Genomic DNA, 26,370 nt, shown 5'->3' on the forward strand with positions numbered 1-26,370 from the left:
GGAGGATTACTTGGCCTTCTGGGCGTCGGCCGCCGGCTTCTTGCCTTGCTGGGCGCGGCATTGCGCGATGGCCGCCTCGGTCTTGGCGCGGGGTTCGGCCAGCGAGCGCACGCGGCCGCCCGGCGCCGACGAGTTCGGGCCACCTTCGGCTTCGTAGGTGCCCGTCTTGTCGTTGTAGCGCACGCGCTGTCCGCGGATGACGTCGAAGGGCTTGCCACAGATGAAGCGCGTGACCACGGCCTGGCCGATCAGGTCGAACTGGCTGCTGCCGCCGTCATATTCGGCGCGCAGGCCCACGCCCTCGATGGTCTCGAAGGTCTCGGGGCGTTCCTGGCGCAGCGTCACCATCTTGCCCTTGTTGGCCGTGGCCACGCCGTGCTGGTTGCCCTTGGCGTCCTCGTTGACTTCGAGCTTGTCGGCGTTCAGTTTCATCAGGCCGCGCGTCAGCACGACGTTGCCCGTGAAGACGCTCTGGCGCTTGATGTCGTCGTAGTGCAGCGTGTCGGACAGGATCAGCGTGCTGGGATCTTCCTGCTGCGCGGGTTGCGCCGCCTGGGCCTGCGCGCAGGCGGCGGCCAGCAGCAGGGCGCCCAGCAGGCGGGTCGTGGCGGAAGCGATCGGAAGGGTCATGGTTGTTTCTGGTTGGAGTTGTCCGGCGCGCTGTCGCCTTGCTGGCGTTTGCGCGACTCGGACCCGGCGATCTCGACGTCGGAGGACGACGATACCCGCAGTTGCCGGGTCTTGTTGTCATAGTGCATGCCCGTGCCGTTCATGCGTGAATTGCCTTTTAACACTTGGGCAGGCAGATCGGTGAGTACGACGTCCTCATCGGGCAGGATGATCAGTTGCTGGCTGCGCACGTCCAGCGGATCGTTGCGGGCATCGGGCTGGCGGTGTATGTGGGCGTCGCCGTTCATGACGATGCGCTTGCCGCCCGCTTCGATGATCGCGGTCTTCGAGACGCCCACCGTGATGGGATTGCCTTCCTGCTGGCCGATCGCGCGCGGCGAGGTGACGTGGTACGAGTCGTCGTCGGGAAAGTGCTCGGCGTACTCGCCTTCGATGCGGTTGATGGGCTTGCCGTCGGGATCGGTGCGCAGCATGACGAAGCCGCGCGCCCAGCTGTCCATTTCATGCGTGACGCGGCGCGGCGGATCGACTTGCACGGCGCGTTGGGCGTAGTCGGCCGCCCACCATGTGCCAAGGACCAGCGCGGTCAGCAGGAACAGGGCGATGAGGGCGGGAAAGCGTTCTTTCATTGGCAGCCGTTACTGTATGACGTCGCGGTCGAGCAGCGCGGGACCGGCAAGGAAGCCGGCCAACCGGCCGCGGGCGGCCAGCAGCAGGTCGCAGCATTCGCGTACGGCGCCGCTGCCGCCTGGCAAAGTTGCAATCCAGTGGGCGGATTGCGACACGTAGCCGGGGGCGTTGGGCACGCTGGCCGAGAAGCCGGCGCGTTGCATGGCGGGCAGGTCGATGATGTCGTCGCCCATATAGCCCGTCTCGTTCAGTTGGACCGAGTGGCGCTGGGCAAGTTCAGCCAGCGCCGTGCCCTTGTCGCGCACGCCTTGCTGCACGTCGGCGATGCCCAGTTCGGCCGCGCGGCGGGCGACGATGGGACCGGAGCGGCCGGTGATCAGCGCGACCTTCACGCCGCCCTCCATCAGCAATCGCAGGCCGTGGCCGTCCAGCGCATGGAAGCGCTTCATCTGCTCGCCGTTCTCGCCGTAGTAGAGGCTGCCGTCGGTCAGCACGCCGTCGACGTCGAACACCATCAGGCGGACGGCGGCGGCGCGTTCGCGCGCGTTGGGGGCCACGCGGGCCAATACGAGGGCCTCGCCGGGATGGGTGGCGAAAGTCGGGTTCGTCATTTTTTACACTACCTTGGCGGCCATCAGATCGTGAGTATGCACAGCGCCGATCAGCTTGCCTTCGCCGTCGACCACCAGTACCTGATTCAACCGCAATTCGTCCATCTGCTGGGCGGCCTCGGCCGCCAGCGCGTCGGGAGAGATCGTGCGCGGCGCGCGCGTCATGCCTTCGTTGACCGCCAGTCCGCGCACGTCGCCGCACCGTTCGATCAGGCGGCGCAGATCGCCGTCGGTGAAGATGCCGACAGGATAACCGTCGCCATCCACCACCGCCGTCATGCCCATGCCCTTGGCGGAGATTTCCTCCAGGGCGCGGAACAGGGGGGCGTCGACCGGCACGGTGGGCAGGCCGGCGCCGTGGCGCATCACGTCGCGCACGTGGGTCAGCAGGCGGCGGCCCAGCGCGCCACCGGGGTGCGAGCGGGCGAAATCCTCGGTGCCGAAGCCGCGCGCCTCGAGGCAGGCGACCGCCAGCGCATCGCCCAGCGCCAGCGCGGTGGTGGTGCTGGCGGTGGGGGCCAGGTTCAGCGGGCAGGCTTCCTGGGCCACGCTGGCGTCCAGGTGCACGTCGGCCTGCAGGGCCAGTTCGGAGGTGGGGTTGCCGGTGATGGCCACCAGCCCGGCGCCCATGCGGCGCACCACGGGCAGGATGGTCAGCAGTTCCTGGCCGGCTCCCGAATACGAGATGGCGATCAGTACGTCGTCCGCGGTGATCATGCCCAGGTCACCATGCACGGCTTCGCCGGCATGGACAAAAAAGGCAGGGGTTCCCGTGGAGGCGAAGGTGGCGGCGATCTTGCGGGCGATGTGGCCGGTCTTGCCCAGGCCGCTGACGACAACGCGTCCGCGGCATTCCAGCAGCATGTGCACGACGCGGCTGAAACTGTCGTCCAGGCGCGAAGAGAGATCCTGGATGGCCTGGGCTTCGACTTGCAGCGTGCGGCGGGCCGATGCGATGGCGTCGTCCGGCGAGGGGGTGGGATGATCGATCATTCGCGGGATTTTAATCGTACCGGGCGGCGGTTGCCCGCCCTGGTGGCGTGTGGCATGCTGGCGACGCTATCCGGCGCCCGCTATCGAGGCGCTTTTTTCCGCTTTTTCCGTCCCTGATAAACCTGCCATGTCCTCTTTTCCCGCTCCCGTCCTCGGTACTCCGCTGTCGCCGTCCGCCACCCGCGTCATGCTCCTGGGGTCCGGAGAGCTGGGCAAGGAAGTGATCATCGCCTTGCAGCGCCTGGGCGTCGAGGTCATCGCCGTCGACCGCTATGCCGACGCGCCGGGCCACCAGGTGGCGCACCGCGCCCACGTGGTGTCCATGACCGACGCGCAGGCCCTGCGCCAGGTCATCGAGGCCGAAAAGCCGCACGTCATCGTGCCCGAGATCGAGGCCATCGCCACCGACCTGCTGGTCGAGCTCGAGGCCGCCGGCCAGGTGCGCGTCACACCCACCGCCCGCGCCGCCCAGCTCACCATGAACCGCGAGGGCATCCGCCGGCTGGCGGCCGAAACGCTGGGCCTGCCCACCTCGCCGTACCGTTTCGTCGACAGCGAAGCCGAACTGCGCCAGGCCATCGACGGCGGCATCGGCTATCCCTGCGTCATCAAGCCGGTGATGTCCTCGTCCGGCAAGGGCCAGTCGGTCATCCGCGGCGCCGACGACGTGGCCCAGGCCTGGCGTTACGCCCAGGAGGGCGGCCGGGTGGGCGGCGGGCGCGCCATTGTCGAGGGTTTCATCAATTTCGAATACGAGATCACGCTGCTGACGGTGCGCGCCCGTGGCGCCGGCGGCGAGATCGAAACCCGCTTCTGCGAACCCATCGGCCACAAGCAGGTCGACGGCGACTACGTGGAAAGCTGGCAGCCGCATCCCATGTCGCCGACCGCGCTGGCGCGCTCGCGCGACGTGGCGCTGGCGGTCACGTCCGAACTGGGCGGCCTGGGCATCTTCGGTGTCGAGCTGTTCGTGGCGGGCGATCAGGTCTGGTTCTCCGAGGTCAGCCCGCGTCCGCACGACACCGGCATGGTCACCATGATTACGCAGGTGCAGAACGAATTCGAACTGCATGCGCGTGCGCTGCTGGGCCTGCCGGTGGACACCGCGCTCACGCAGCCGGGCGCCAGCAGCGTCATCTACGGCGGGGTCGATGCCAAGGACGTCACGTTCCATGGCGTGGCCCAGGCGCTGGCCGAACCCGGCACCGACGTGCGCCTGTTCGGCAAGCCAGAGTCGTTCGCCAAGCGCCGCATGGGTGTGGGCCTGGCCACCGCGCTGGACGTCACGCAGGCGCGCGCCAAGGCGCGCCGCGTATCGTCGGCCGTGACGGTGCGGAAGGACTGATCGCGATAGCAGCCGCCGGATCGAGCCTTCGTCATCGGCCCCCGTGAGGGGGCTTTTCTTTTTCTGGGCGGTGACGGCGGGCGACGATTCTGGCATCACCGCTCCGTACACGCCGCCTGCGCGTTCGACCGCATGGGCTTGAGCCCGCACCGCGGCCTTCTACCTGCCAGAAATTTGTCCTAGCGCAACAAAACGCGGGGTCGCCCAGTGCTTTGGCAGGGCCGGGGTGGCAAGATGACATCACTGGGAGTAAGGTTTTTGGCGAGTCGGTTGCTTTTGATTTCGCAAAGTTCGATAATTTCAGGAATTACTGAAATCAACGTAACGAAAAATAAACGCCATGCCGCTTTCCCCTCAGACCGAGCGCTTCGTCCTGCATTTCGGCGAAATGGGCAGCCGTTGGGGCGTCAATCGCACTGTCGGCCAGATCTACGCGCTGCTGTTCCTGGCCGAGGATGCCCTGCACGCGGACGACATCGCCGAGAAGCTGGGCTTCTCGCGCTCCAACGTCAGCATGGGCCTGAAAGAACTGCAGTCCTGGCGCCTGGTCAAGCTGGTGCACCAGGTGGGCGACCGCCGCGATTACTTCGAAACGCCCAAGGATGTCTGGGAGATCTTCCGCATCCTGATGGAAGAGAAGCGCAAGCGCGAGATCGATCCCACATTGACCCTGTTGCGCGACACGCTGCTGGATGCCCCCAAGGACTCGTCCGAGGCCCACGCCCAGAAGCGCATGCACGAAATGCTCGAACTCATCGAACTTTCCACCGGCTGGTTCGATGAGATACAGCGCCTTCCCCCCGACACCCTGCAAAGCCTGATGAAGATGGGGTCCCGGGTTCAGAAGGTGCTTGGGTTCGCCGGTAAGTTGCGCGGTCGGGATTGAAGCCAGCCGCGCCCGTTGGAAACACTAAGATGAAGATGCGCATCCGTTCCGTATCGTGGCCCGGCTGTCTGCCACGCCAACCTGCCGCGGGACTTTTCTCCGCTGCCCGGGAGCATGGCCATGATTGATATCGACGTCGTCAACCTGTCGCGCTTCCAGTTCGCCGCGACCGCGCTCTACCACTTCCTGTTCGTGCCGCTCACCCTGGGCCTGTCGTTCATCCTGGCCATCATGGAAAGCGTGTACGTGATGACGGGACGCCAGATCTGGAAGCGCATGACCATGTTCTGGGGCACGCTGTTCGGCATCAACTTCGCCATCGGCGTGGCCACCGGCGTGGTGATGGAGTTCCAGTTCGGCATGAACTGGTCGTACTACAGCCACTACGTGGGCGACATCTTCGGCGCGCCGCTGGCCCTCGAAGGGCTGATGGCCTTCTTCCTGGAAGCCACCTTCGTCGGCTTGTTCTTCTTCGGCTGGAACCGCCTGTCCAAGGTCGGCCACCTGATCGTGACTTGGCTGGTCGCCTTCGGCACCAACTTCTCGGCGCTGTGGATCCTGATCGCCAACGGCTGGATGCAGAACCCGGTGGGCGCGATCTTCAATCCCGACACCATGCGCATGGAAATGACCGACTTCGCCGCGGTGGTGTTCAACCCCGTGGCGCAGGCCAAGTTCGTGCACACGGTCAGCGCGGGCTACGTGGCCGGCGCGATGTTCGTGATGTCGATCAGCGCCTGGTACCTGCTGCGCCGCCGTCACGTCGACCTGGCCAAGCGCTCGATGGCGGTGGCGGCCAGTTTCGGCCTGGCGGCCTCGCTGTCGGTGGTGGTGCTGGGTGACGAAAGCGGCTACCTGACCACCGAACACCAGAAGATGAAGATCGCGGCCATGGAAGCCATGTGGCACACCGAGCCCGCGCCCGCCAGCTTCAACCTGTTCGCCATCCCGAACCAGGAAGAGCGCCGCAACGACTATGCCATCGAGATCCCGTACGTCATGGGCATCATCGGCACGCGCTCGCTGACCACGCCGCTGCTGGGCATCGACGATCTGGTGCTGCGCGCCGAGACGCGCATCCGCGAGGGCATCGTCGCGTACCAGGCCCTGCAGCGCATCCGCGCCAATCCCAAGGACGTCGACGCGCGCATGACCTTCGACAAGACCTGGCCCGACCTGGGCTATGGCCTGCTGGTCAAGCGTTACGAAGAAGACCTGAGCAAGGTGACCGACGCGCAGATCAAGCAGGCCGCGCTGGACACCGTACCCAACGTGGCGCCGCTGTTCATCACGTTCCGCGTCATGGTCGCGGTCGGCATGTACCTCATCCTGTTCTTCGCCGTGGCCTTCTGGCTGGCCTCGCGCGGCAGGCTGGACGCGCGCCCGTGGCTGCTGAAGGTGGCGCTGTGGAGCCTGCCGTTGCCGTGGGTGGCGATCGAGTGCGGCTGGTTCGTGGCCGAGTACGGCCGCCAGCCCTGGGTGATCGAAGGCGTGCTGCCCACGTACTACGCGGCATCCGGCCTCACCTTCGTGGACCTGGCCATCAGCCTGGGCATCTTCCTGGTGCTGTACACGGTGCTGCTGGTCATTGCCGTGAAGGTGATGCTGCATGCCATCAAGGCGGGTCCCAAGTCCGACAAGCCGGCGCCGCGCCGGTCCGCCGATCCCATCCAAGCGGCGATTGAAGCCTGAACGGAGAGCCGACATGGACAGTTTGATTCCTCTTGATTACGGCACCCTGCGTGTCGTGTGGTGGGCGTTGCTGGGCGCGCTCTTGATCGGCTTCGCCGTCATGGATGGCTTCGACCTGGGCGCGGCGGCGATGTTGCCCATCGTCGCCAGGACCGACGCCGAACGGCGCATCGTCATCAACGTGGTCGGCCCGGTCTGGGAAGGCAACCAGGTGTGGTTGATCACGGCCGGCGGCGCCATCTTCGCCGCCTGGCCCCTGCTGTACGCGGCCTCGTTCTCCGGGTTCTACCTGGCGATGATGCTGGTGCTGCTGGCGCTGATCCTGCGTCCGGTGGCCTTCAAGTACCGCAGCAAGTTCGAGAGCCCCGTGTGGCGCAGCCGCTGGGACGCCGTGCTGTGCTTCTGCGGCGTGGTGGCTTCGCTGGTGTTCGGCGTGGCCATGGGCAACGTCATCCTGGGCGTGCCCTCGGGCTTCGAGCCGGCGTCGATGCGGCCCGTGTACGAAGGGCATTTCTTCCAGTTGTTCACGCCGTTCGCGCTGCTGGCCGGCGTGCTCAGCGTGGTGATGCTGGCCATGCACGGTTCCGTGCTGCTGGCCTGGCGCACCGAGGAAGTGGTGGCCGAGCGCGCCCGCAAGTGGGGCTGCATCGCCGCCGCGCTGACCGTGGTGCTGTTCACCGCGGGCGGCTTCTGGGTGTCCAACGGCGTCGACGGCCACGTCATCACCAGCGCCATCGACACGGCCGGCCCGTCCAATCCGCTGGCCAAGACGGTAGACCTGGTGCCGGGCGGCTGGATGGCCAACTACTACAAGTGGCCGTTCATGTGGGTGGCGCCCATCATGGGCGTGGCGGGCGCGCTGGGCGCGGCGCTGCTGATGATCCTGCGCGCGGGTCCGGGCAGCTTCATCGCCTCGTCGGTGTCCATCGCCGGCGTCATCCTCACCGTCGGCTTCTCGCTGTTCCCCTTCATCATGCCCTCGTCCAGCCAGCCCAACGCCGGCCTGACGGTATGGGACAGCTCGTCCAGCCCGATGACGCTGTGGATCATGGTGCTGGCCACCGCGTTCTTCCTGCCCATCATCACCGTGTACACCGCCTGGGTGTACCGCGTGATGCGCGGCAAGGTCACGCACGAAACCGTGGGCGATACGCCCAATTCCTACTGATTGAGGAGCTTCGACCATGTGGTACTTCTCCTGGATCCTGGGCCTGAGCCTGGCTTGCATCTTCGGCATCGTCAACGCGATGTGGTTCGAGCTGCGCGAAGGCCATGCGCATGATCCCCTGAACCTGCCGCCCGAAGAGTAAGACCGTGAGCAGCCCGTCCGGCATCGAGCACGATCCCTCGGCCGCATTGGGCCGGCCCACGCGGGCGCAAACGCGCTGGCTGGGCGGCCTGGCCCGCACCGCACGCGTGCCGTTGGCATTGGCCGCCGGCGCGCCGCTGCTGGGCGGCGTGCTGCTGGTGGCGCAGGCCTGGCTGCTGGCGCGCGTGCTGGACGCGGCCATCGCGCGGGGCGCGCCGCGCGCCGAGCTCATCGGTTCGCTGGCCGCCATTGCCGCGCTGATCCTGGCGCGGGCGGGCCTGGCCTGGCTGGCCGAGCGCGCCGGGGCGCAGGCCGCCGAGCGCATCAAGCGCCAGGTACGCCAGGCCCTGTTCGCCCGCCTGCTGAACGCCGGCCCGCAATGGACGCGCCAGCGCGCGTCCGGCGAGCTGTCCAGCGCGGTGGTCGACCAGGTCGAGGCGCTGGACGGTTTCTTCGCGCGCTATCTGCCTTCGATGGGAGCGGCCGCCGTACTGCCCGTGGCGTTCTCGGTCGTGCTGCTGCCGGTGGACGTGGTGTCCGGCCTGCTGCTGCTGGTCACGGCGCCGCTGATCCCCCTGTTCATGGCGCTGGTGGGGTGGGGCGCGGAAGCCGCCAGCCGCCGCCACATGCGCGCCTTTGCCCGCCTGTCGGGCTTCTTCGCCGACCGTTTGCGCGGCCTGTCCACATTGAAGCTGCACGGCCGTGCCGAGGCGGAAGCCCAGGCCGTGGCCGAAGCCAGCTCGGCGTTGCGCGAACGGACCATGGCGGTGCTGCGCATCGCCTTTCTTTCCTCCGCCGTGCTGGAATTCTTTGCCGCCTTGGGCGTGGCCGGCGTGGCGGTGTATATCGGCCTGACGTATCTGGGGTATCTGGACGTGCGCAGCCAGGCGCTGACGCTGCAGGCCGGTTTCTTCTGTCTGTTGATGGCGCCCGAGGTGTATGCCCCGCTGCGCCTGTTCGCCGCCCACTATCACGACCGCGCCGCCGCGCGCGCTGCCGTCACGCAGATCGAGCAGGCGTTCGACGGCTTGCCGGGCAGCGAGCCCGTGGCTGCCGGTGCGGCCGATGCCCAGGCCGCCACCGAAGCGGCCGGCGCGGTGCAGGCCGTGGCTGCGCGCGCCGGCCCGTCTTGCGCCATGCCGCCGCGCGCGGCCCGCTGTGCCTCGCGGCTGCAGGTGCACGGGCTGACGGTCTCCGTGCCCGGCCGTGGCCAACCCATCTTGAACGAACTGGATCTGGCGCTGGCCCCCGGCGAGCACGTGGCCTTGATGGGCGCCAGCGGCGTGGGCAAGACCACGCTGCTCGAAGCCCTGTGCCGCCTGCGTGAAACCTCCGGCGCCATCGCGCTCGACGGCCTGGCGCTGTCCGAGTGGGACGAGGCCGGGCTGCGCAGCCGCGTGGCGCTGATCGGCCAGAAGCCGTATCTGTTCGAAGGCACCATCGCCGACAACATCCGCCTGGCACGGCCCGATGCCAGCGCGCAGGACGTGGCCGATGCCGCGCACCGTGCCTGCGTGATGGAGTTCGCCCAGGCCATGCCGCGAGGCCTGGACACGCGCCTGGCCAGCCGCGGACGCGGCCTGTCGGGCGGGCAGGCGCAGCGCGTGGCGCTGGCGCGCCTGTTCCTGCGCGATCCGGGCCTGATCCTGCTGGACGAGCCCACGGCGCACCTGGATGCCGGCACGCAGACACGTGTGCTCGATGAACTGCTGGCGTTCGCGCAGGGCCGCACCGTGCTGATGGCCACGCACGCCGAAGCGGTCGCCAGCCGCCTGCCGCGCCGCCTGGTGCTGCGGTCGGGCAAGTGGGTGGAGGTGGCATGAGCCCATCCCCATCGCAACCCGTCACCCGGCGCGGCCGCCTGCGCGCCCTGTACCTGCGCCGCTGGCGCAGCCTGTCCGCCGCCTTGCTGCTGGCCCTGGTCACCGTGGCGGCGGGCACGGGCCTGCTGGGCGTGTCGGGCTGGTTTCTGACCGGCGCGGCGCTGGCCGGTGCAGGTTCCGCGTTCAATCTCTTCGTGCCGTCCGCGATGGTGCGCGGGCTGTCCTTCCTGCGCATCGGCGCGCGCTATGCCGAACGCCTGGTGGGCCATGCGGCCACGCTGCATCTGCTGGCCGACCTGCGCGGCTCGGTGTTCCGTGCGCTGATCCGCCTGTCGCCGCGCCAACTGGCGCGCTACCGCGGCGGCGACCTGATCGCGCGCCTGACGGGCGACGTGGATGCGCTGGACACCATCTTCCTGTTCGTCGCGGCGCCCGTGGCAACCGCCCTGCTGGGCGGCACGGTGCTGTCGCTGGTGGTGGGCTGGTGGTTGCCGGCTGCCGGCCTGGCCGTGGCCCTGGCGCTGTTCACGGCCTGCGTGCTGGTGCCGCTGCTGCTGGTGAGAGCCTCGAAGCGCCCCGGCGCCGCCTTGCAGGAAAGCGCCGCGGGCCTGCGCTCGGCGGTGCTGGATGCGGTCGAAGGCCATGCCGACATCACCGCCATGCACGCCGCGGCGCCCGCGCAGCAGCGTTTCGAGGCCCTGTGCCTGGAAGCCGGGCGGGCGCGCCAACGGCAGGCGCGCATTGCGGCCGCCGGCCAATGGATGCTGCAGGCCGCCGCGGGCGCCGCCATGCTGTCGGTGCTGTGGGTGGGCCTGGGCGGCCTGTCCGACGGGACGATTTCCGGGCCTTTGATGGCCGGCCTGCTGCTGGCCACCATCGGTATCTTCGAGGTGGCGGGCCCGGTGATGCGCGGTGTGTCGCGCCTGGGCGCGGCACGCGCCGCCGCCGCGCGTATCCGCGACATCGTTGCCGCCGAGCCCGATCTGCAGGACGTCGCCTTGCCGCAGCCGCTGCCCGTGACGGGCGACCTGCAGGCGCATGGCCTGCGCTACGCCTATCCCGATGCGGCCCCCGGCGCATGGGTGCTGGATGGCGCCGACCTGCGCGTGGCGCCGGGCGAACGGGTCGCCATCGAGGGCGCCAGCGGATCGGGCAAGTCCACGCTGCTGCATCTGCTGCTGCGCCTGGACGATCCGTTGGATGGACGCATCACCTACGGGGGCTGCGACGTGCGGCAATGCGCCCAGCAGGCGCTGCACCAGCGCATCGCGCTGCTCTCGCAGGATTCCCCCGTTTTCCTGGGCACCATCCGCACCAATCTGCTGGTCGGCGATGCGCAGGCCGGCGATGCCGCGCTGTGGGCGGCGCTGGCCGCCGCGCGGCTGGACGACTTCGTGCGTGGCCTGCCGCAGGGCCTGGACACCTGGGTGGGCGAGACCGGCGCCGGCCTGTCGGCGGGCCAGGCCCGCCGCCTGTGCCTGGCGCGCGTCGTGCTGTCGCCGGCCGCGGTGCTGTTGCTGGACGAGCCCACCGCGGGCCTGGATGCCGCGACCGAGGCCGCCTTCCTGCGCGACCTGGGCCAGGCGGTGCGGGGCCGCACCGTCGTGCTGGCCACCCATGCCGCGTTGCCGGAGGGCGCCGTGCACCGGCGTTTGCGGTTGCATGCGGGACGGCTGGCCGAAGGCCAGCCGGCGTCATTGGCTTGAGCGATCCGCGCGGGTATAGTGCGGGCTGCTTTGCCATTCCGGGGACGTCCACCATGCAGACCGATTACGCCGAAGTTGTACGGCGCACCATACGCAGCGTCCCCGACTGGCCCTCGCCAGGCGTGATGTTCCGCGACATCACGCCCGTGCTGCAGGATCCGCGCACCTTCCGTGCCCTGATCGATCTCTTCGTCTATCGCTACATGCGCCAGCGGCTCGACCTGGTCGCGGGCGTCGATGCGCGCGGCTTCATCCTGGGCAGCGTGCTGGCCTATGAACTGAACCTGGGGTTCGTGCCCGTGCGCAAGAAGGGCAAGCTGCCGTTCCGCACCGTGGCCGAATCCTATTCGCTGGAATACGGCAATGCCACCGTCGAGATGCATACGGATGCGGTGCGCACCGGCCAGCGCGTGCTGCTGGTCGACGACCTGATCGCCACCGGCGGCACCATGTTGGCGGCCATCAAGCTGTTGCAGCGCCTGGGCGCCAATGTGGTCGAGGCGGCTGCCGTCATCGACCTGCCCGAGCTGGGCGGCTCCAGGCAGATCGCCGCCACGGGAACGCCGCTGTACACGGTCTGTCAGTTCGGCGCCGAAGACCCGGTCTGATTGCCGGGCACAGGATGCGCGCGGTTGCCGCGCGCTTTGCCTCTCATGCCTCGTTCAGCCTGGGCTGGATGAAATCCAGGAACGCGCGCGTCTTGGCGGGGATCATGCGGGAAGGCAGCAGCGCGAACAGCGGCAGCGGCGTCAGCGCCCAGTCGGGCAGCACGCGCACCAGGCCGCTCTGCGTGATGGCGCGTTCCATGGCCTCGAACACCAGCAGCGGGGTGATACCCAGCCCCTGGCTGGCCAGGCGTCCCAGCATGCCGACGTTGTTGGCCGCCAGGCGGCCCGAGACCTGCACGCGTTCGACCTTTTCGCCCGAGTGCAGCACCCAGTAGGACATCACGTCCGTCATCGCCGGCCGCAGGCATTCGTGGTGGCTCAGGTCGGACGGCGTGCGCGGCTCGCCGTAGCGTTCCAGGTAGGCGGGCGAGGCGTACAGGTGTTGCGTCATCAGTACGATCTGCCGTGCGATCAGGCTGGAGTCCGGCTGCTGGCCGAAGCGCAGCACCAGATCGTACGGATTGCTGATCGGATCGATGGGCCGCATGCTCAGGTCGAAATCGCACTCGATGTCGGGGTACTGGGCGCGGAATTCGCGGATCACCACCGGCAGGAACAACTGTGCCAGGCTGGTGGGCATCGAGATACGCAGGCGGCCCTTGGGCTGCGCGGCCATGTCCAGCAATTGCTCGTGCGCGACGCGAGCCTCTTCCACGATGTGGCGGCAGCGCTCGAAATACACGGCGCCGGCTTCGGTCAGGTCGATGCGGCGGGTGCTACGGTTCAGCAGGCGCATGCCGATGCCGCGCTCGAGCTCGGTGACGCGGCGCGACAGCGTGGACGTCGGAATGCCCAACGCCTCGGCGGCATGGCTGAAGTTCTTGCGTTTGGCGACTTCGACAAACAGGGCGATGTCGTTTAGCTGGATATCCATCTGGCGACCTTCTTGGTGCAGCGGGCATTGGCGCCTCTTTTGTATGTAATGGATGATATCCCGGCAAATATTTCCACAGATGGAATAAAGTTTGCAAAAGCGAGGGTTTTTACTGGGGCGTCCCGGGCGGTATTCAATCTGTTGTCAATCGGCAACCCTGCTCGGCAGGCGTGCGCCGGTGCGATCGAACGCCGGCCGACCCGCGATACGGGCAAAAGAAAACGGGGCCTTGCGGCCCCGTCGTCGTGTGCTTGCCTTACAGGAACAGCTTGTAGGCAGGGTTGTCGGTCTCGTTCCAGTGCGGATAGCCCAGTTCCGTCACGAAGGTCTTGAACTGCTTCTTGTCGGACGGCGGCACCTGGATGCCGATCAGGATGCGGCCGTAGTCGGCACCCTGGTTGCGGTAGTGGAACAGGCTGATGTTCCAGTCGGGGTTCATCGCGTTGAGGAAACGCATCAACGCGCCAGGGCGCTCGGGGAATTCGAAGCGGTACAGCAGCTCGTTCTCCGCCAGGCGCGAGCGCCCGCCGACCATGTGGCGCAAGTGCGTCTTGGCCATTTCGTCGTGCGTCAGGTCCAGCGTGTCGAAGCCGCTTTTCCGGAAGTGCGTGGCGATCTTGGCGGGCTCGTTGGGCGAGGACACCTGCAGGCCCACGAACACGTGCGCGCGATCGGCATCCGAGATGCGGTAGTTGAATTCGGTGACGCTGCGGTTGCCCACCAGCTCGCAGAAGCGGCGGAAGCTGCCGCGTTGCTCGGGCATGGTCACGGCGAACACGGCCTCGCGCATTTCACCGACCTCGGCGCGTTCGGACACGAAGCGCAGACGGTCGAAGTTCATGTTGGCGCCGCACGCGACGGCGACCAGCGTCTTGCCCTTGAGCTTGTGCTGCGCGGCGTACTGCTTGGCCCCGGCCAGGGCCATGGCGCCCGAGGGTTCCAGCACGCTGCGCGTATCCTGGAAGACGTCCTTGATGGCCGCGCAGATGGCGTCGGTGTTGACCACCACGAAGTCGTCGACGTACTTGCGCGTCAGGCGGAACGTTTCGGCGCCCACCAGCTTGACCGCGGTGCCGTCCGAGAACAGGCCCACGTCGTTCAGTTGCACGCGGCGGCCGGCGCGCACGCTGCGCACCATGGCGTCGGAATCCTCGGTCTGCACGCCGATGATCTTGATCTCGGGACGCAGTTGCTTCACGTAGGCGGCCACGCCGGAGATCAGGCCGCCGCCGCCGATGGCCACGAAGATCGCCTCGATGTCGCCGGGATGCTGGCGCAGGATTTCCATGCCCACCGTACCCTGTCCGGCGATCACGTCGGGATCGTCGAAGGGGTGCACGAAGGTCAGCTTCTCGGTCTTTTCCAGCTGTTTCGCGTGTTCGTAGGCGTCGGTGAAGCTTTCACCGGCCAGCACCGTTTCACCGCCCAGGCGGCGCACCGCCTCGACCTTGACTTCGGGCGTGGTGGTCGGCATGACGATCACCGCACGGCAGCCCAGGCGGCTGGCGGCCAGCGCCACGCCCTGGGCGTGATTGCCCGCCGAGGCGGCGATGACGCCGCGGCCCAGTGCCGCCGGCGTCAGGTGGGCCATCTTGTTGTACGCCCCGCGCAGCTTGAAGCTGAACACCGCCTGCGTATCCTCGCGCTTGAGCATCACCGTGTTCGAAATTCGCTGCGACAACAGCGTGGCGGTTTCGAGGGGGGATTCGATGGCGACGTCGTAGACCTTGGAGGTCAGGATGCGTTTGAGGTAGTCGGTGGACATGGAAGCGCGTTGTGCGGAATAGGCATGAGCCGGCGCCCCGCGCCGACCGGCTCGCCAGAGTAGCACAGCCCGTGACAGGGTCTTTCCGGCAGGCCCGCCCGGCTTGTCGGTGGCCTGCACCCCTGCGGCTACACTGGTCGGCACCATGGAACAGACCCTGCTCGCCGCGATCCACACGGTGCTGGGATGGCTGGCGTTGCCCGAGATCGGGCTGTCCGCCATCTTCTTCGTCAGCTTCGTCTCGGCCACCCTGCTGCCGCTGGGTTCCGAGCCTGCCGTCTATGCCTATGTGAAGGTCTCGCCGGACATGTTCTGGCCGGCCATCCTGATCGCCACCGTCGGCAATACGCTGGGCGGGCTGGTCAACTATGCGATGGGGTGGGGCGCGCATCGCGGCGTGGAACGTTGGCGAGAGCGGCATGGACACGATCCAGCCGAAGGCGTGCCCGAAGACGGCGAACCCAAGGACATGATGAAGGGCCGCTGGCACGCCAAGGCCCGCGCCTGGCTGACGCGCCTGGGTCCCCCCGCGCTGCTGCTGGCCTGGCTGCCCGTGGTGGGCGATCCGATGTGCGCGGTGGCCGGCTGGCTGCGCCTGGCGTTCTGGCCGTGCGTCGTCTACATGGCCATCGGCAAGTTCCTGCGCTACCTCACCATGACGGCCGGCCTGTTGTGGGCCACGTCGGGCGTGCACTTCTAGCCGTGTTGCGGGATGAATGCCGGGAAATCCGTCATCATCCGGAAAAATCCGGCAACGTCAGGCTACGAGCGCTTTCATGGCGCTTAAAGCCCGGTCGTAACAGTTCTCGCCGCGTCTGTTTCCGGTAATGACATAAAATGGGTTTTTAAGGGCCCTCCCCGCTGCTTCCATGAACGCCCCTCTTGCCAGCCAAGTCCTTGCGGCAACCCCCGTGGCCGCCGGCGCGCGCCTGCGCGAAATCCCCTACAACTACACCTCGTTCTCCGATCGCGAAGTGGTCTCGCGGCTACTGGGCGAAGATGCCTGGCAACTGCTGTCAGACCTGCGCGGCGAGCGCCGCACCGGCCGGTCCGCGCGCATGCTCTACGAGGTGTTGGGCGACATCTGGGTCGTGCGCCGCAATCCCTACCTGCAGGACGACCTGCTGGACAACCCCAAGCGCCGCAAGCTGCTGATCGAGGCCCTGCATCATCGCCTGCGCGAGATCGACAAGCGCCGCGCGCCGGGGTCCGGCGAGGCCGGCCACGATGCCAAGGTCGTCGAACTGCTGTCGCGCGGCCGCACCGCGGTGGCCGAGTTCGAACAGCAGTTCGAGCAGACCGAGCACCTGCGCCGCGAAGCGCTGCGCGTGCTGGGCCGCCTCACCGCGCGCGGCAACATCAAGTTCGATGGCCTGTCGCGCGTCTCGCACGTCACCGACGCCACCGACTGGCGCGTGGAATATCCCTTCGTCGTGCTCACGCCCGACCACGAGGAAGAGATCGCGCCGCTGGTGCGCGCCTGTATCGAGCTGAACCTCACCATCGTGCCGCGTGGCGGCGGCACCGGCTACACCGGCGGCGCCATTCCGCTGACGTGGAAATCGGCCGTCATCAACACCGAGAAATTCGATGCGCTGGGCGCGGTCGAGTCCTGTATGCTGCCCGGCCTGACCGAGCCCGTGGGCGTCATCGCCACTGGCGCGGGCGTGGTCACCAAGCGCGTGGCCGAAGCGGCCGAGCAGGCGGGCTACGTGTTCGCCGTCGATCCCACCTCCGCCGAGGCGTCCTGTATCGGCGGCAACATCGCCATGAACGCCGGCGGCAAGAAAGCCCTGCTGTGGGGCACCGCGCTGGACAACCTGGCCTGGTGGCGCATGGTCGATCCCGACGGCAACTGGCTCGAAGTCACGCGCCTGGACCACAACATGGGCAAGATCCATGACGTGGACGTGGCCCGCTTCGAGGTCAAGTGGTTCGACGGCGCCGGCAAGCCCGGCGAGCGCCTGCTGCGCAGCGAAACCCTCGAAATCGAAGGCAGGCGTTTCCGCAAGGTCGGCCTGGGCAAGGACGTCACCGACAAGTTCCTGGCGGGCCTGCCGGGCGTGCAGAAGGAAGGCTGCGACGGCCTCATCACGTCCGCGCGCTGGGTGCTGCACCGCATGCCCAAGTTCACGCGCACCGTCTGTCTGGAGTTCTTCGGCCAGGCACGCGACGCCGTGCCGTCCATCCTGGAAGTGAAGGGCTATCTGGACGGCGAGGGCAAGGCCCGTGGCGCCATCCTGGCCGGCCTGGAGCACCTGGACGAACGCTATCTGCGCGCCGTGGGCTACGCCACCAAGAGCAAGCGTGGCACGCTGCCCAAGATGCTGCTCTTGGGCGACATCGTCGGCGACGACGAGAACGCCGTGGCCGCGGCCGCCAGCGAAGTGGTGCGCCTGGCCAATACGCGTCATGGCGAAGGCTTCATCGCCGTCAGCGCCGAGGCCCGCAAGAAATTCTGGGCCGATCGCGCCCGCACCGCCGCCATCTCGCGCCACACCAACGCCTTCAAGATCAACGAAGACGTGGTGATCCCGCTGGGCCGCATGGGCGAGTACACGGACCATATCGAACGCATCAACATCGAGCTGTCCACCGGTAACAAGCTGCGGCTGCTGGATGCCCTCGAAGCCTATCTGTCCGACCCGCTGCCGCTGGGCAAGCCCGAGGACGACGAGGACGCCGGCATCACCAGCAGCGACGTGCTGGCCGAGCGCACGCGCCAGGCCATCGAGATGCTGCATGCCGCGCGCCAGCGTTGGCAGTGGCTGCTGGACAACCTGGATCTGCCCCTGGCGCAGATGCTGCCCGAACTGCCCCGCTTGGGGCTGGCGCATCTGCAGGGCACGCTGTCCGAGCGCCTGGCGCGCCAGGCGCAGGCCCGCGTGTTCGACGTGGTGCAGGACCGCACCGTGCGCGTCTCGTGGCGCGCCGAAGTGCTGTCCAGCCTGCAGGGCCTGTTCCCCGGCAACGCGGGCAAGCCCATCCTGGATGGCCTGCGCGCCATCCACGCGCGCGTGCTGAAAAGCCGTGTGTTCGTGGCGCTGCACATGCACGCCGGCGACGGCAACGTGCACACCAACATCCCGGTCAACTCCGACGACTACGACATGCTGCAAGAGGCCCACCAGGCCGTCGAGCGCATCATGCAGATCGCGCGCGACCTGGATGGCGTCATCTCGGGCGAACACGGCATCGGGCTGACCAAGTACGAATTCCTGACCGAGGAAGAGCTGGCGCCGTTCCAGGCGTACAAGCGCCGCATCGATCCCAACGGCCACTTCAACGCCGGCAAGCTGATGCCGGGCGCCGACCTGCGCCACGCCTGGACGCCCAGCTTCAACCTGATGGGCCACGAGTCGCTGATCATGCAGCAGAGCGAGATCGGCGCCATCTCGGCCTCGGTGAAAGACTGCCTGCGCTGCGGCAAGTGCAAGCCGGTGTGCGCCACGCACGTGCCGCGCGCCAACCTGCTGTACTCGCCGCGCAACAAGATCCTGGCCACCTCGCTGCTGGTCGAGGCCTTCCTGTACGAAGAGCAGACCCGCCGCGGCGTCAGCCTGAAGCACTGGGAAGAGTTCGAGGACGTGGCCGACCACTGCACGGTCTGCCACAAGTGCTACAACCCGTGCCCGGTCGACATCGACTTCGGCGACGTGTCGATGAACATGCGCGCGCTGCTGCGCCGCATGGGCCGCAAGTCGTTCAATCCCGGCACGTCGGCCGCCATGTTCTTCCTGAACGCGAAAGATCCGGCCACCATCAACGTCACCCGCCAGGCCATGGTGGGCGTGGGCTACAAGGTGCAGCGCGCCGCGCACGACCTGCTGGGCGGCCTGGTGCGCAAGCAGACGGCCAACCCGCCCGCCACGGTGGGCCGCGCGCCGCTGCGCGAGCAGGTGGTGCACTTCGTGAACAAGAAGATGCCCGGCGGCCTGCCCAAGCAGACCGCGCGCAAGCTGTTGGACATCGAAGACGCCAACTACGTGCCGATCATCCGCAACCCCCAGGCCACCACGGCCGAGACGGAAGCGGTGTTCTATTTCCCGGGTTGCGGCTCCGAGCGCCTGTTCTCGCAAGTCGGCCTGGCCACGCAGGCCATGCTGTGGCATGCCGGCGTGCAGACCGTGCTGCCGCCCGGTTACCTGTGCTGCGGCTATCCGCAGCGCGGCAACGGCATGAGCGACAAGGCCGAGCAGATCATCACCGACAACCGCGTGCTGTTCCATCGCATGGCCAACACGCTGAACTACCTCGACATCAAGACGGTGGTGGTCAGCTGCGGCACCTGCTACGACCAGCTGGCGGGGTATGAGTTCGAGAAGATCTTCCCCGGTTGCCGCCTGATCGACATCCACGAATACCTGATGGAGAAGGGCCTGAAGCTCGACGGCGTGCAGGGCGTGCGCTACATGTACCACGACCCCTGCCATACCCCGATGAAGCTGCAGGACCCGATGAAGACCGTGCGTTCGCTGGTGGGCGATGCCACCGTCAAGAGCGATCGCTGCTGCGGCGAGTCGGGCACCCTGGCGGTGACGCGTCCGGATATTTCCACGCAGATCCGTTTCCGCAAGGAAGAGGAACTGCAGAAGAACACTAAAGGGCTGCGTGCGGATGGGTTCAACGGCGACGTGAAAGTGCTGACGTCGTGCCCGTCGTGTTTGCAAGGGCTGTCGCGGTATGAGGGTGATACCGGCGTGGATGCGGATTACATCGTGGTCGAGATGGCGCGTCACGTGCTGGGCGCGACGTGGATGGAAGACTACGTGAAGCGCGCGAACGAAGGCGGGATCGAGCGGGTGCTGGTGTAGGTTGCCGCCTCCGGTTTGATTGCGTGAAAAATACGGCGAGTTTTACTCGCCGTATTTTTTGGGGCTTCGGTTGTGGGGTGTGGTGAGCGAGAGGGGCGTTTTTCGGCGTGGCGGCTGGGAATTTTGTGTTTCGGATTTGTGGCTGAAGTATCGGTAGAAAATTTGGCTCTGGAATTGTTATTTAAAAATAGAGGGTTATGCTAAGAGTGTTCCCCGCGTGTGCGGGGATGAACCGTTCTCCGGCGCGCTCCAGAACACGCCTTACGCGTGTTCCCCGCGTGTGCGGGGATGAACCGTGGGACTGTCCCCTGCTGGCCAGTCTTCGGATGTGTTCCCCGCGTGTGCGGGGATGAACCGACCTGCGCGCCGTAATGCACCACCGACACGCCGTGTTCCCCGCGTGTGCGGGGATGAACCGGAGAAGGCGATCCGCTTGGAAGAGCAGATCAAGTGTTCCCCGCGTGTGCGGGGATGAACCGACGGCAAACTGTACTCGTATGGCCGCCATTTCGTGTTCCCCGCGTGTGCGGGGATGAACCGACGGCCAGTTCACGGACCTGCAATATCACCATGTGTTCCCCGCGTGTGCGGGGATGAACCGCCCCGTTTCCAGTTGGCGCAGGCTTGATCGGTGTGTTCCCCGCGTGTGCGGGGATGAACCGTACTCGCCGATCTGGGTGGTGAACCCGGCCTGCGTGTTCCCCGCGTGTGCGGGGATGAACCGGCAACCAGCGAGGCCGTGACAGACCGGTCACGGTGTTCCCCGCGTGTGCGGGGATGAACCGTCAGTGAAATAGCGGGTTTGCGTGCGCATGATGTGTTCCCCGCGTGTGCGGGGATGAACCGCGGTGGCGTTTCGCCTCATTTATTGCGCGGACGTGTTCCCCGCGTGTGCGGGGATGAACCGTCAGTGAAATAGCGGGTTTGCGTGCGCATGATGTGTTCCCCGCGTGTGCGGGGATGAACCGACACGGTTTAGCAGTGTCAACATAGGTACAAAGTGTTCCCCGCGTGTGCGGGGATGAACCGATACGCTGTCTTCAATGCTTGCTCCCATGGCGGTGTTCCCCGCGTGTGCGGGGATGAACCGCGCATGCAGGCCGACGATTTGACGACCCAAATGTGTTCCCCGCGTGTGCGGGGATGAACCATGGAGCGCGGCATTCAGCGTGCCATGTCCGTCGTGTTCCCCGCGTGTGCGGGGATGAACCGGCCCGCGGCATCTCTGCTCGCGGGCCAGCATTGTGTTCCCCGCGTGTGCGGGGATGAACCGACAAGGCGCCAATTATCAGGGCCATGCGAGAGGTGTTCCCCGCGTGTGCGGGGATGAACCGCCATCGACCAAGAAGCCTTCTATGGCGGCAACGTGTTCCCCGCGTGTGCGGGGATGAACCGCCTGGCGCATTGATCTCCATGCAGCCTGCCGAGTGTTCCCCGCGTGTGCGGGGATGAACCGCACTCCATCATCCACGGCTGAACGCGGGCCTGGGTGTTCCCCGCGTGTGCGGGGATGAACCGTCCATCGGATTTTGCGCCTGCTTTCCATAGCTGTGTTCCCCGCGTGTGCGGGGATGAACCGTAGAAATTCACCGTACCGCTGGCACCGCCCGCGTGTTCCCCGCGTGTGCGGGGATGAACCGCGAGGCCTCGATGGACCATCCTCTGACTGCTGGTGTTCCCCGCGTATGCGGGGATGAACCGGGCGGGCAGCCGCGCAGCCGTGCCACTCGTGCGTGTTCCCCGCGTATGCGGGGATGAACCGGTCGAGATCCTGCGCGGGCTGGAACGACGCTCGTGTTCCCCGCGTATGCGGGGATGAACCGCCGGAGCCAATCTCGCCCTTGCCAGTGGCGATGTGTTCTCCGCGCATGCGGGAATGAACCGATGTACAAGGTGTCGGCCGACTGCGTGACGTGATGTTCCCCGCGCATGCAGGGATGATTCCAGGCGAGTAACAGACCTCTTAGGTTGGGCTCTCCATCACTTGGGTCTGACGCACCACATCCTGAAGCACCTCATCAAGTCCCGTGTAGAGCGCGTTCATCACTTCGTGTGCGTGAAACACACGATGCCGTCGTTGAGCGTTTGCCGGTCGCAGAATATCCAAGTCGACCAAGATTCCCACGGCTGTGTTCGCAGAGGGAAAGCTGACCTGTAGGCGTTGGGCGACCATGCTGACTGTCACGATGGGCTGGCCCAGTAGCAGCTTGAGTAATTCCCACACGGCGGCATCACGTCTTTTAGTTTTGCTGCCCACTGCTTGCTGCCAGTTGCCTTGAATGATGCGCAGCCGTTGGAGCAGTTGTATGGTGTGCCGGCAGGAGGCCACCACACATTCCAGGAATAGCTTTAACCATGGCTCCCAATTCAGGCGCTTCTGGGCTTCGCTCAGCGCGCGATAGTATTCGCGTTGCCGCACCTTCAGGAAGGTTGCAAGATGGATGGGTGGCTCTCCTTCTGCCTTGAACATCAAGGGCAGGAGCAATCGACCTGTGCGACCGTTGCCATCCCTGAACGGATGGATCGCCTCGAACTGTGCATGAACGATTGCTGCACGCATCAGCACAGATACGATGGCGTTGCTCTCAGGCTCGTATTGCAGAAGTTTCTGGAGGTCATCCATCAACCTTGAGAGTTCTTCGGGGGGCGGGGGGACGAAGCTTGCCGTTTCAATAGCAAAACCGCCGATCCAGTTTTGTATGCGGCGCCAGTTGCCGGGATCCGCGCGTTCGTCGCCATCCATCAATTGGGCATGGAGTGCGCGAATCAAATCCTGGTTCAATGCGGACTGGCCTTTCTGGGCAACTGCGTGTGCACCATAGGTGAAGGCACGCACATAGTTCAATGTCGTGTCCGCGTCTCGATCCTGTTTGGCGTCTTCGGTGCCGACATCCAGCTCGTGCATGAGTAGGCCGTCGAAGCTGGTATGCGTGCCTTCAATCTGGCTGCTATCAACGGCCTCTCGGCGGTTCAGCATATGCAGCAGAAGATCAGCATGGTCCTGGTTCTGAGCGATGGATTCACTCAACAGATCCAGGTCTCGCCTTGCCAATACCAACAGGGCATGGCAAGCCGGCAGATCTACAAAGATCGGGACAGGCTTGGGGACGACCGCGAAGCATCCCGATTTGCCGGGAACCGGAAGGCATGTGGCCTGTAGGTGAGGGTGCAGGTCGGATTTCCGCATTGAAAGCTTTGATATAGAGTCTTTATTAAAGTTTATTTATTCTATTCCTTAATTGCGGCGTTGTTGTTCAAACTTCGACTGTGCGGCGGTACAAGCTTGATGCTATTGAGCGTGCTAGCCGTCCCATAGCCTTGAGCCTGGCTCTTTCTTCCTACCTCAAAAACACCCAGCCTGGCCGATCACCACATTCCTATATAATCCGTATACGAATCGTATACGGATTGCATCATGGGCATCGTGAACATCGACGACGACCTGCACGACCAGTTGCGCAAGGCCAGCACCGTCTCCTGCCGTTCCATCAACGCGCAGGCCGCCTTCTGGATGAAGATCGGCATGCTTTGCGAGATGAACCCCACGCAAAGCTTCAACGACATCGTCGGCCGTGAATTGCGGGCGGCCGGGGTGGCCGCGGGATCTCTGGAGCCCGCCACGACATGACCAAGCGGCCCGAAGAAGTCGAACTGATGGCCGTGTCCGGCAAGCTGTTGGCGCAGGTCTTCACCCATCTCGACCGCCTGAACCTGATCGGCATGTCGACCATGCAGGTCAACGATCTGGTCGACCGCTTCATCACCGACGAACTGCAGGCACGGCCCGCCAGCAAGGGGCAGTACGGGTTCAAGTATTCGCTGAATTCGTCGCGCAACAGCGTGGTGTGCCACGGCGTGCCGTCCACCTCCGAGATCCTGCTTTCCGGAGACATCGTCAACCTGGACATCACGCTGGAGAAGAACGGCTACATCGCCGACTCCAGCAAGACGTATCTGGTGGGAGAGGTCGCGCCGGCAGCCAAGCGGCTGGTGAAGGCCACCTACGAGGCCATGTGGAAAGGCATCAAGGCCGTGCGTCCCGGGGCTCGCCTGGGCGACGTCGGCCACGCCATCGAATCGCACGCGCGCAAGAACGGCTACACCGTCGTGCGTGAATACTGTGGACACGGCATCGGTCGTGAAATGCACGAGGCGCCCGAGGTGCTGCATTGGGGCCGGCCAAACACGGGCCTGACGCTGCGCGAAGGCATGGTGTTCACCATCGAGCCGATGATCAACCAGGGCCTGAACGCGGTCGAAACCCGGGACGACGGCTGGACCGTCGTGACGCGCGACGGCAAATTGTCGGCGCAATTCGAGCACACCGTTGCCGTCACCAGGCAGGGCGTTCGGGTGCTGACCTTGCGGCCTGACGAGAAGATGCCCGCTTAAGAGACGCCATAGCGGGGCGTCTGGGCATGGCGTTTGCTCATGCCTCGTTTTCCATCTCCGGAAAACGGCCATGAACAGGAAATCGGGCACCTCTCGCTCCCAGGAAGACAACGGTCACGTGCGCGACGCTCCCCAACATCCCGTCCATCACGCCTTCGACAAATTCGCCAGCGCGGTCTCGCGCTGGACCGGTTCTCCGGCCAGCTTCTGCCTGGCCCTCGTGGTCGTCATCGCCTGGGCCGTCAGTGGCCCGATCTTCGGTTTTACCGACACCTGGCAACTGGTGATCAACACCGGCACCACCATCGTCACCTTCCTGATGGTGTTCCTGATCCAGCAAAGCCAGAACAAGGACAGCAAGGCCTTGCAGATGAAGCTGGACGAACTGCTGTTCGCCATGAAGGGCGCGGACGACGACGTGATCGACGCCGAGGACCTGGACGAAGACAGTCTGGACAAGCTGGCCAGCCGCTATGCCGAGCTGGCGAAACAGGCGCGGTCGAAGCAGGAAGGCACCTCAACCGCCTAGAGTCCTATAGTCGCAAAAGCGAACACATTATCGAAATAATTCCATCGACAGCGTCTCGGGGCGACTCCTACACTCGCCACGAGCCCCAGGGCGTAACGGCGGTCCTCTCCGCCATGCCGCGCGGCCCCGCCGCATCCCGCCCGCGCCCTGGCTGCATTCCCAGGAGACGTGTATGACCACCCCCCGTTACGACAACCTCATCGATGGACAATGGGTCGCTGGCAACAGCTATTCCCAGAACCTGAATCCCTCCAACCTGGCCGACGTGATCGGCGAGTACGCCCAGGGCGATGCCGCGCAGGTCGAGGCCGCCGTGCAGGCCGCCCGCGCCGCTTTCCCCGCCTGGTCCACCGGCAGCGTGCAGGCGCGCGCCGATGCGCTGGAAAAGATCGCCGCCGAAATCCTGGCGCGCCGCGAAGAGCTGGGCGAACTGCTGGCCCGCGAAGAAGGCAAGACGCGCCCCGAAGCCATCGGCGAAGTGGTGCGTGCCGGCCAGATCTTCCGTTTCTTCGCCGGTGAAGTGGTGCGCCAGGCGGGCGAGGTGCTGCCCTCGGTGCGTCCCAACGTCGGTGTCGAGATCACGCGCGAACCCGTGGGTGTGGTCGGCCTGATCACGCCGTGGAACTTCCCCATTGCCATCCCGGCCTGGAAGATCGCGCCCGCGCTGGCCTACGGTAACTGCGTGGTGATCAAGCCGGCTGACCTGGTGCCGGGCTGCGCCTGGGCGCTGGCCGACATCATCAGCCGCAGCGGCATTCCCGCCGGCGTGTTCAACCTGGTGATGGGCCGCGGCAGCGTCATCGGCAACGCGCTGGTCGACCATGCCGAGGTCGACGCGATCAGCTTCACCGGTTCGGAGGGCGTGGGCCGCGGCATCGCCGAGCGCGCTTCGCGCACGCTGAAGAAAGTGCAGCTGGAAATGGGCGGCAAGAATCCGCAGGTGGTGCTGGACGATGCCGACCTGAACGTTGCCGTCGAACTCAGCGCGCAGAGCGCGTTCTACTCGACGGGCCAGCGTTGCACGGCATCGAGCCGCCTGATCGTCACCGACGCCATCCACGACCGGTTCGTGCAGGCGCTGCAGGAACGCATGGCGCGCATCAAGGTGGGCGACGCATTGGCCCAAGGCATCGACATGGGCCCGGTGGCGTCGCGTCCGCAACTGGAGCAGAACCTGAGCTACCTGGCCATCGGCCGCGACGAAGGCGCGCGCCTGGCCGCGGGCGGCGAAGCCGTGAAGGCCGCCACCGAAGGCTATTTCATGTCGCCGGCGCTGTTCGTGGAAAGCACGGCGGGCATGCGCATCAACCGCGAAGAGATCTTCGGGCCGGTGGCCAGCGTGATCCGCGTGAAGGACTACGACGAGGCGCTGGCCGTGGCCAACGATACGATGTTCGGCCTGTCCGCCGGCATCGCCACCACGTCTCTGAAGTACGCCACGCACTTCAAGCGTCATGCGCAGGCCGGCATGGTGATGGTGAACCTGCCGACCGCGGGCGTGGATTATCACGTGCCGTTCGGGGGCCGCAAGGGCAGCAGCCACGGCCCGCGCGAGCAGGGCGCCTATGCGCGTGAGTTCTATACGACGGTGAAGACGGCCTATACGCTGGCCTGATGCCGGGATAGGCTGATGACTGCGGCGGGCCCTACTGCTGGCCCGCCGCCGCACCAGGGAACTGCGCACCATTCGCCGTGCTTGCAGT

The 26,370-nt window shown here is 66.2% G+C and carries 21 protein-coding genes and 1 CRISPR repeat array; of the genes, 14 read left to right on the forward strand and 7 right to left on the reverse strand.

Annotated elements, in window-relative coordinates:
* Positions 1-6: 6 nt before the first annotated feature.
* From lptA to A7W11_RS09255, 4 genes are read right to left on the reverse strand one after another with little or no spacing between them, the layout of a single operon-like run.
* Entirely contained in the window at positions 7-630 is a 624-nt protein-coding gene (lptA, locus tag A7W11_RS09240; protein WP_066128255.1) for a lipopolysaccharide transport periplasmic protein LptA, read from the reverse strand.
* Complete coding sequence (gene lptC / locus A7W11_RS09245) at positions 627-1,259, reverse strand: LPS export ABC transporter periplasmic protein LptC (protein WP_066128250.1); 633 nt, start codon at positions 1,257-1,259, stop codon at positions 627-629. Before lptC ends, lptA begins: the two co-directional genes overlap by 4 nt.
* 9 nt (positions 1,260-1,268) lie before the next feature.
* Positions 1,269-1,871: a KdsC family phosphatase gene (locus A7W11_RS09250; protein ID WP_066128248.1), complete on the reverse strand. Its 603-nt coding sequence runs from the start codon at positions 1,869-1,871 to the stop codon at positions 1,269-1,271.
* Between the two features lie 3 nt (positions 1,872-1,874).
* Positions 1,875-2,864: a KpsF/GutQ family sugar-phosphate isomerase gene (locus A7W11_RS09255; RefSeq protein WP_066128245.1), complete on the reverse strand. Its 990-nt coding sequence runs from the start codon at positions 2,862-2,864 to the stop codon at positions 1,875-1,877.
* 127 nt (positions 2,865-2,991) lie between these two features.
* Here A7W11_RS09255 and purT point away from each other — a divergent pair, with 127 nt between their 5' ends.
* The 8 genes from purT to A7W11_RS09295 all read left to right on the forward strand — a co-directional run bounded on the left by purT (position 2,992) and on the right by A7W11_RS09295 (position 12,233).
* The gene (gene purT, locus A7W11_RS09260; RefSeq protein ID WP_066410772.1) at positions 2,992-4,209 is read left to right on the forward strand and encodes a formate-dependent phosphoribosylglycinamide formyltransferase; all 1,218 of its coding nucleotides are present in this window, start codon (positions 2,992-2,994) and stop codon (positions 4,207-4,209) included.
* A 340-nt stretch (positions 4,210-4,549) separates the two neighbouring features.
* On the forward strand, positions 4,550-5,095 hold the full coding sequence (locus A7W11_RS09265) for a GbsR/MarR family transcriptional regulator (protein WP_066410775.1): 546 nt from the start codon (positions 4,550-4,552) through the stop codon (positions 5,093-5,095).
* Between the two features lie 120 nt (positions 5,096-5,215).
* Positions 5,216-6,787, forward strand: coding sequence for a cytochrome ubiquinol oxidase subunit I (locus A7W11_RS09270; protein WP_066410778.1), 1,572 nt, complete (start codon positions 5,216-5,218; stop codon positions 6,785-6,787).
* A 13-nt stretch (positions 6,788-6,800) separates the two neighbouring features.
* A complete protein-coding gene (gene cydB, locus A7W11_RS09275; RefSeq protein WP_066410780.1) occupies positions 6,801-7,955 on the forward strand; it encodes a cytochrome d ubiquinol oxidase subunit II in 1,155 nt (384 codons plus the stop codon).
* Between the two features lie 16 nt (positions 7,956-7,971).
* A complete protein-coding gene (cydX, locus tag A7W11_RS09280) occupies positions 7,972-8,097 on the forward strand; it encodes a cytochrome bd-I oxidase subunit CydX (protein WP_066128216.1) in 126 nt (41 codons plus the stop codon).
* Positions 8,098-8,101: 4 nt separating this feature from the next.
* Positions 8,102-9,919, forward strand: a complete 1,818-nt coding sequence (gene cydD, locus A7W11_RS09285) for a thiol reductant ABC exporter subunit CydD (RefSeq protein ID WP_066410783.1) — start codon at positions 8,102-8,104, stop codon at positions 9,917-9,919.
* Complete coding sequence (cydC, locus tag A7W11_RS09290) at positions 9,916-11,625, forward strand: thiol reductant ABC exporter subunit CydC (protein WP_066410785.1); 1,710 nt, start codon at positions 9,916-9,918, stop codon at positions 11,623-11,625. The genes cydD and cydC overlap by 4 nt, the downstream gene beginning before the upstream one ends.
* 53 nt (positions 11,626-11,678) lie before the next feature.
* On the forward strand, positions 11,679-12,233 hold the full coding sequence (locus A7W11_RS09295) for an adenine phosphoribosyltransferase (RefSeq protein WP_066410786.1): 555 nt from the start codon (positions 11,679-11,681) through the stop codon (positions 12,231-12,233).
* 43 nt (positions 12,234-12,276) lie between these two features.
* Here the strand turns inward: A7W11_RS09295 and A7W11_RS09300 are convergent, their stop codons facing one another.
* The gene (locus tag A7W11_RS09300) at positions 12,277-13,167 is read right to left on the reverse strand and encodes a LysR family transcriptional regulator (RefSeq protein ID WP_066410787.1); all 891 of its coding nucleotides are present in this window, start codon (positions 13,165-13,167) and stop codon (positions 12,277-12,279) included.
* Positions 13,168-13,423: 256 nt separating this feature from the next.
* The gene (gene ilvA, locus A7W11_RS09305; protein WP_268874733.1) at positions 13,424-14,998 is read right to left on the reverse strand and encodes a threonine ammonia-lyase, biosynthetic; all 1,575 of its coding nucleotides are present in this window, start codon (positions 14,996-14,998) and stop codon (positions 13,424-13,426) included.
* Positions 14,999-15,077: 79 nt separating this feature from the next.
* Here ilvA and A7W11_RS09310 point away from each other — a divergent pair, with 79 nt between their 5' ends.
* Together A7W11_RS09310 and A7W11_RS09315 are read left to right on the forward strand one after the other, a co-directional pair.
* Complete coding sequence (locus tag A7W11_RS09310) at positions 15,078-15,632, forward strand: YqaA family protein (protein ID WP_066410790.1); 555 nt, start codon at positions 15,078-15,080, stop codon at positions 15,630-15,632.
* Between the two features lie 169 nt (positions 15,633-15,801).
* Entirely contained in the window at positions 15,802-19,746 is a 3,945-nt protein-coding gene (locus A7W11_RS09315; protein WP_066410792.1) for a DUF3683 domain-containing protein, read from the forward strand.
* Between the two features lie 206 nt (positions 19,747-19,952).
* Positions 19,953-21,630: direct repeats of the CRISPR family, unit length 29 nt; unit sequence GTGTTCCCCGCGTGTGCGGGGATGAACCG.
* 79 nt (positions 21,631-21,709) lie between these two features.
* Here A7W11_RS09315 and A7W11_RS09320 read toward each other — a convergent pair.
* Entirely contained in the window at positions 21,710-22,933 is a 1,224-nt protein-coding gene (locus A7W11_RS09320) for a Fic family protein (protein WP_082887166.1), read from the reverse strand.
* 228 nt (positions 22,934-23,161) lie between these two features.
* Between A7W11_RS09320 and A7W11_RS09330 the strand changes: the two genes are divergently transcribed.
* From A7W11_RS09330 to A7W11_RS09345, 4 genes are all read left to right on the forward strand, one after another.
* The gene (locus A7W11_RS09330) at positions 23,162-23,374 is read left to right on the forward strand and encodes a ParD-like family protein (protein ID WP_066410798.1); all 213 of its coding nucleotides are present in this window, start codon (positions 23,162-23,164) and stop codon (positions 23,372-23,374) included.
* The gene (map, locus tag A7W11_RS09335; RefSeq protein WP_066410806.1) at positions 23,371-24,138 is read left to right on the forward strand and encodes a type I methionyl aminopeptidase; all 768 of its coding nucleotides are present in this window, start codon (positions 23,371-23,373) and stop codon (positions 24,136-24,138) included. The genes A7W11_RS09330 and map overlap by 4 nt, the downstream gene beginning before the upstream one ends.
* A gap of 70 nt (positions 24,139-24,208) precedes the next feature.
* Positions 24,209-24,667, forward strand: a complete 459-nt coding sequence (locus A7W11_RS09340; RefSeq protein WP_066410807.1) for a low affinity iron permease family protein — start codon at positions 24,209-24,211, stop codon at positions 24,665-24,667.
* A gap of 172 nt (positions 24,668-24,839) precedes the next feature.
* A complete protein-coding gene (locus A7W11_RS09345) occupies positions 24,840-26,282 on the forward strand; it encodes an aldehyde dehydrogenase family protein (protein ID WP_066410809.1) in 1,443 nt (480 codons plus the stop codon).
* Positions 26,283-26,370 lie beyond the last annotated feature (88 nt).

The organism is Bordetella ansorpii, from assembly GCF_900078315.1.
In the GTDB taxonomy this organism is placed as follows: Bacteria; Pseudomonadota; Gammaproteobacteria; order Burkholderiales; family Burkholderiaceae_B; genus Bordetella; species Bordetella ansorpii.

Excerpts from the sequence above, each read along its gene's own strand:
- lptA (WP_066128255.1), bottom strand. The coding sequence starts at position 630 with ATGACCCTTCCGATCGCTTCCGCCACGACCCGCCTGCTGGGCGCCCTG.
- lptC (WP_066128250.1), bottom strand. The coding sequence starts at position 1,259 with ATGAAAGAACGCTTTCCCGCCCTCATCGCCCTGTTCCTGCTGACCGCG.
- A7W11_RS09250 (WP_066128248.1), bottom strand. The coding sequence starts at position 1,871 with ATGACGAACCCGACTTTCGCCACCCATCCCGGCGAGGCCCTCGTATTG.
- A7W11_RS09255 (WP_066128245.1), bottom strand. The coding sequence starts at position 2,864 with ATGATCGATCATCCCACCCCCTCGCCGGACGACGCCATCGCATCGGCC.
- purT (WP_066410772.1), top strand. The coding sequence starts at position 2,992 with ATGTCCTCTTTTCCCGCTCCCGTCCTCGGTACTCCGCTGTCGCCGTCC.
- A7W11_RS09265 (WP_066410775.1), top strand. The coding sequence starts at position 4,550 with ATGCCGCTTTCCCCTCAGACCGAGCGCTTCGTCCTGCATTTCGGCGAA.
- A7W11_RS09270 (WP_066410778.1), top strand. The coding sequence starts at position 5,216 with ATGATTGATATCGACGTCGTCAACCTGTCGCGCTTCCAGTTCGCCGCG.
- cydB (WP_066410780.1), top strand. The coding sequence starts at position 6,801 with ATGGACAGTTTGATTCCTCTTGATTACGGCACCCTGCGTGTCGTGTGG.
- cydX (WP_066128216.1), top strand. The coding sequence starts at position 7,972 with ATGTGGTACTTCTCCTGGATCCTGGGCCTGAGCCTGGCTTGCATCTTC.
- cydC (WP_066410785.1), top strand. The coding sequence starts at position 9,916 with ATGAGCCCATCCCCATCGCAACCCGTCACCCGGCGCGGCCGCCTGCGC.
- A7W11_RS09295 (WP_066410786.1), top strand. The coding sequence starts at position 11,679 with ATGCAGACCGATTACGCCGAAGTTGTACGGCGCACCATACGCAGCGTC.
- A7W11_RS09300 (WP_066410787.1), bottom strand. The coding sequence starts at position 13,167 with ATGGATATCCAGCTAAACGACATCGCCCTGTTTGTCGAAGTCGCCAAA.
- A7W11_RS09310 (WP_066410790.1), top strand. The coding sequence starts at position 15,078 with ATGGAACAGACCCTGCTCGCCGCGATCCACACGGTGCTGGGATGGCTG.
- A7W11_RS09315 (WP_066410792.1), top strand. The coding sequence starts at position 15,802 with ATGAACGCCCCTCTTGCCAGCCAAGTCCTTGCGGCAACCCCCGTGGCC.
- A7W11_RS09320 (WP_082887166.1), bottom strand. The coding sequence starts at position 22,933 with ATGCGGAAATCCGACCTGCACCCTCACCTACAGGCCACATGCCTTCCG.
- A7W11_RS09330 (WP_066410798.1), top strand. The coding sequence starts at position 23,162 with ATGGGCATCGTGAACATCGACGACGACCTGCACGACCAGTTGCGCAAG.
- map (WP_066410806.1), top strand. The coding sequence starts at position 23,371 with ATGACCAAGCGGCCCGAAGAAGTCGAACTGATGGCCGTGTCCGGCAAG.
- A7W11_RS09340 (WP_066410807.1), top strand. The coding sequence starts at position 24,209 with ATGAACAGGAAATCGGGCACCTCTCGCTCCCAGGAAGACAACGGTCAC.
- A7W11_RS09345 (WP_066410809.1), top strand. The coding sequence starts at position 24,840 with ATGACCACCCCCCGTTACGACAACCTCATCGATGGACAATGGGTCGCT.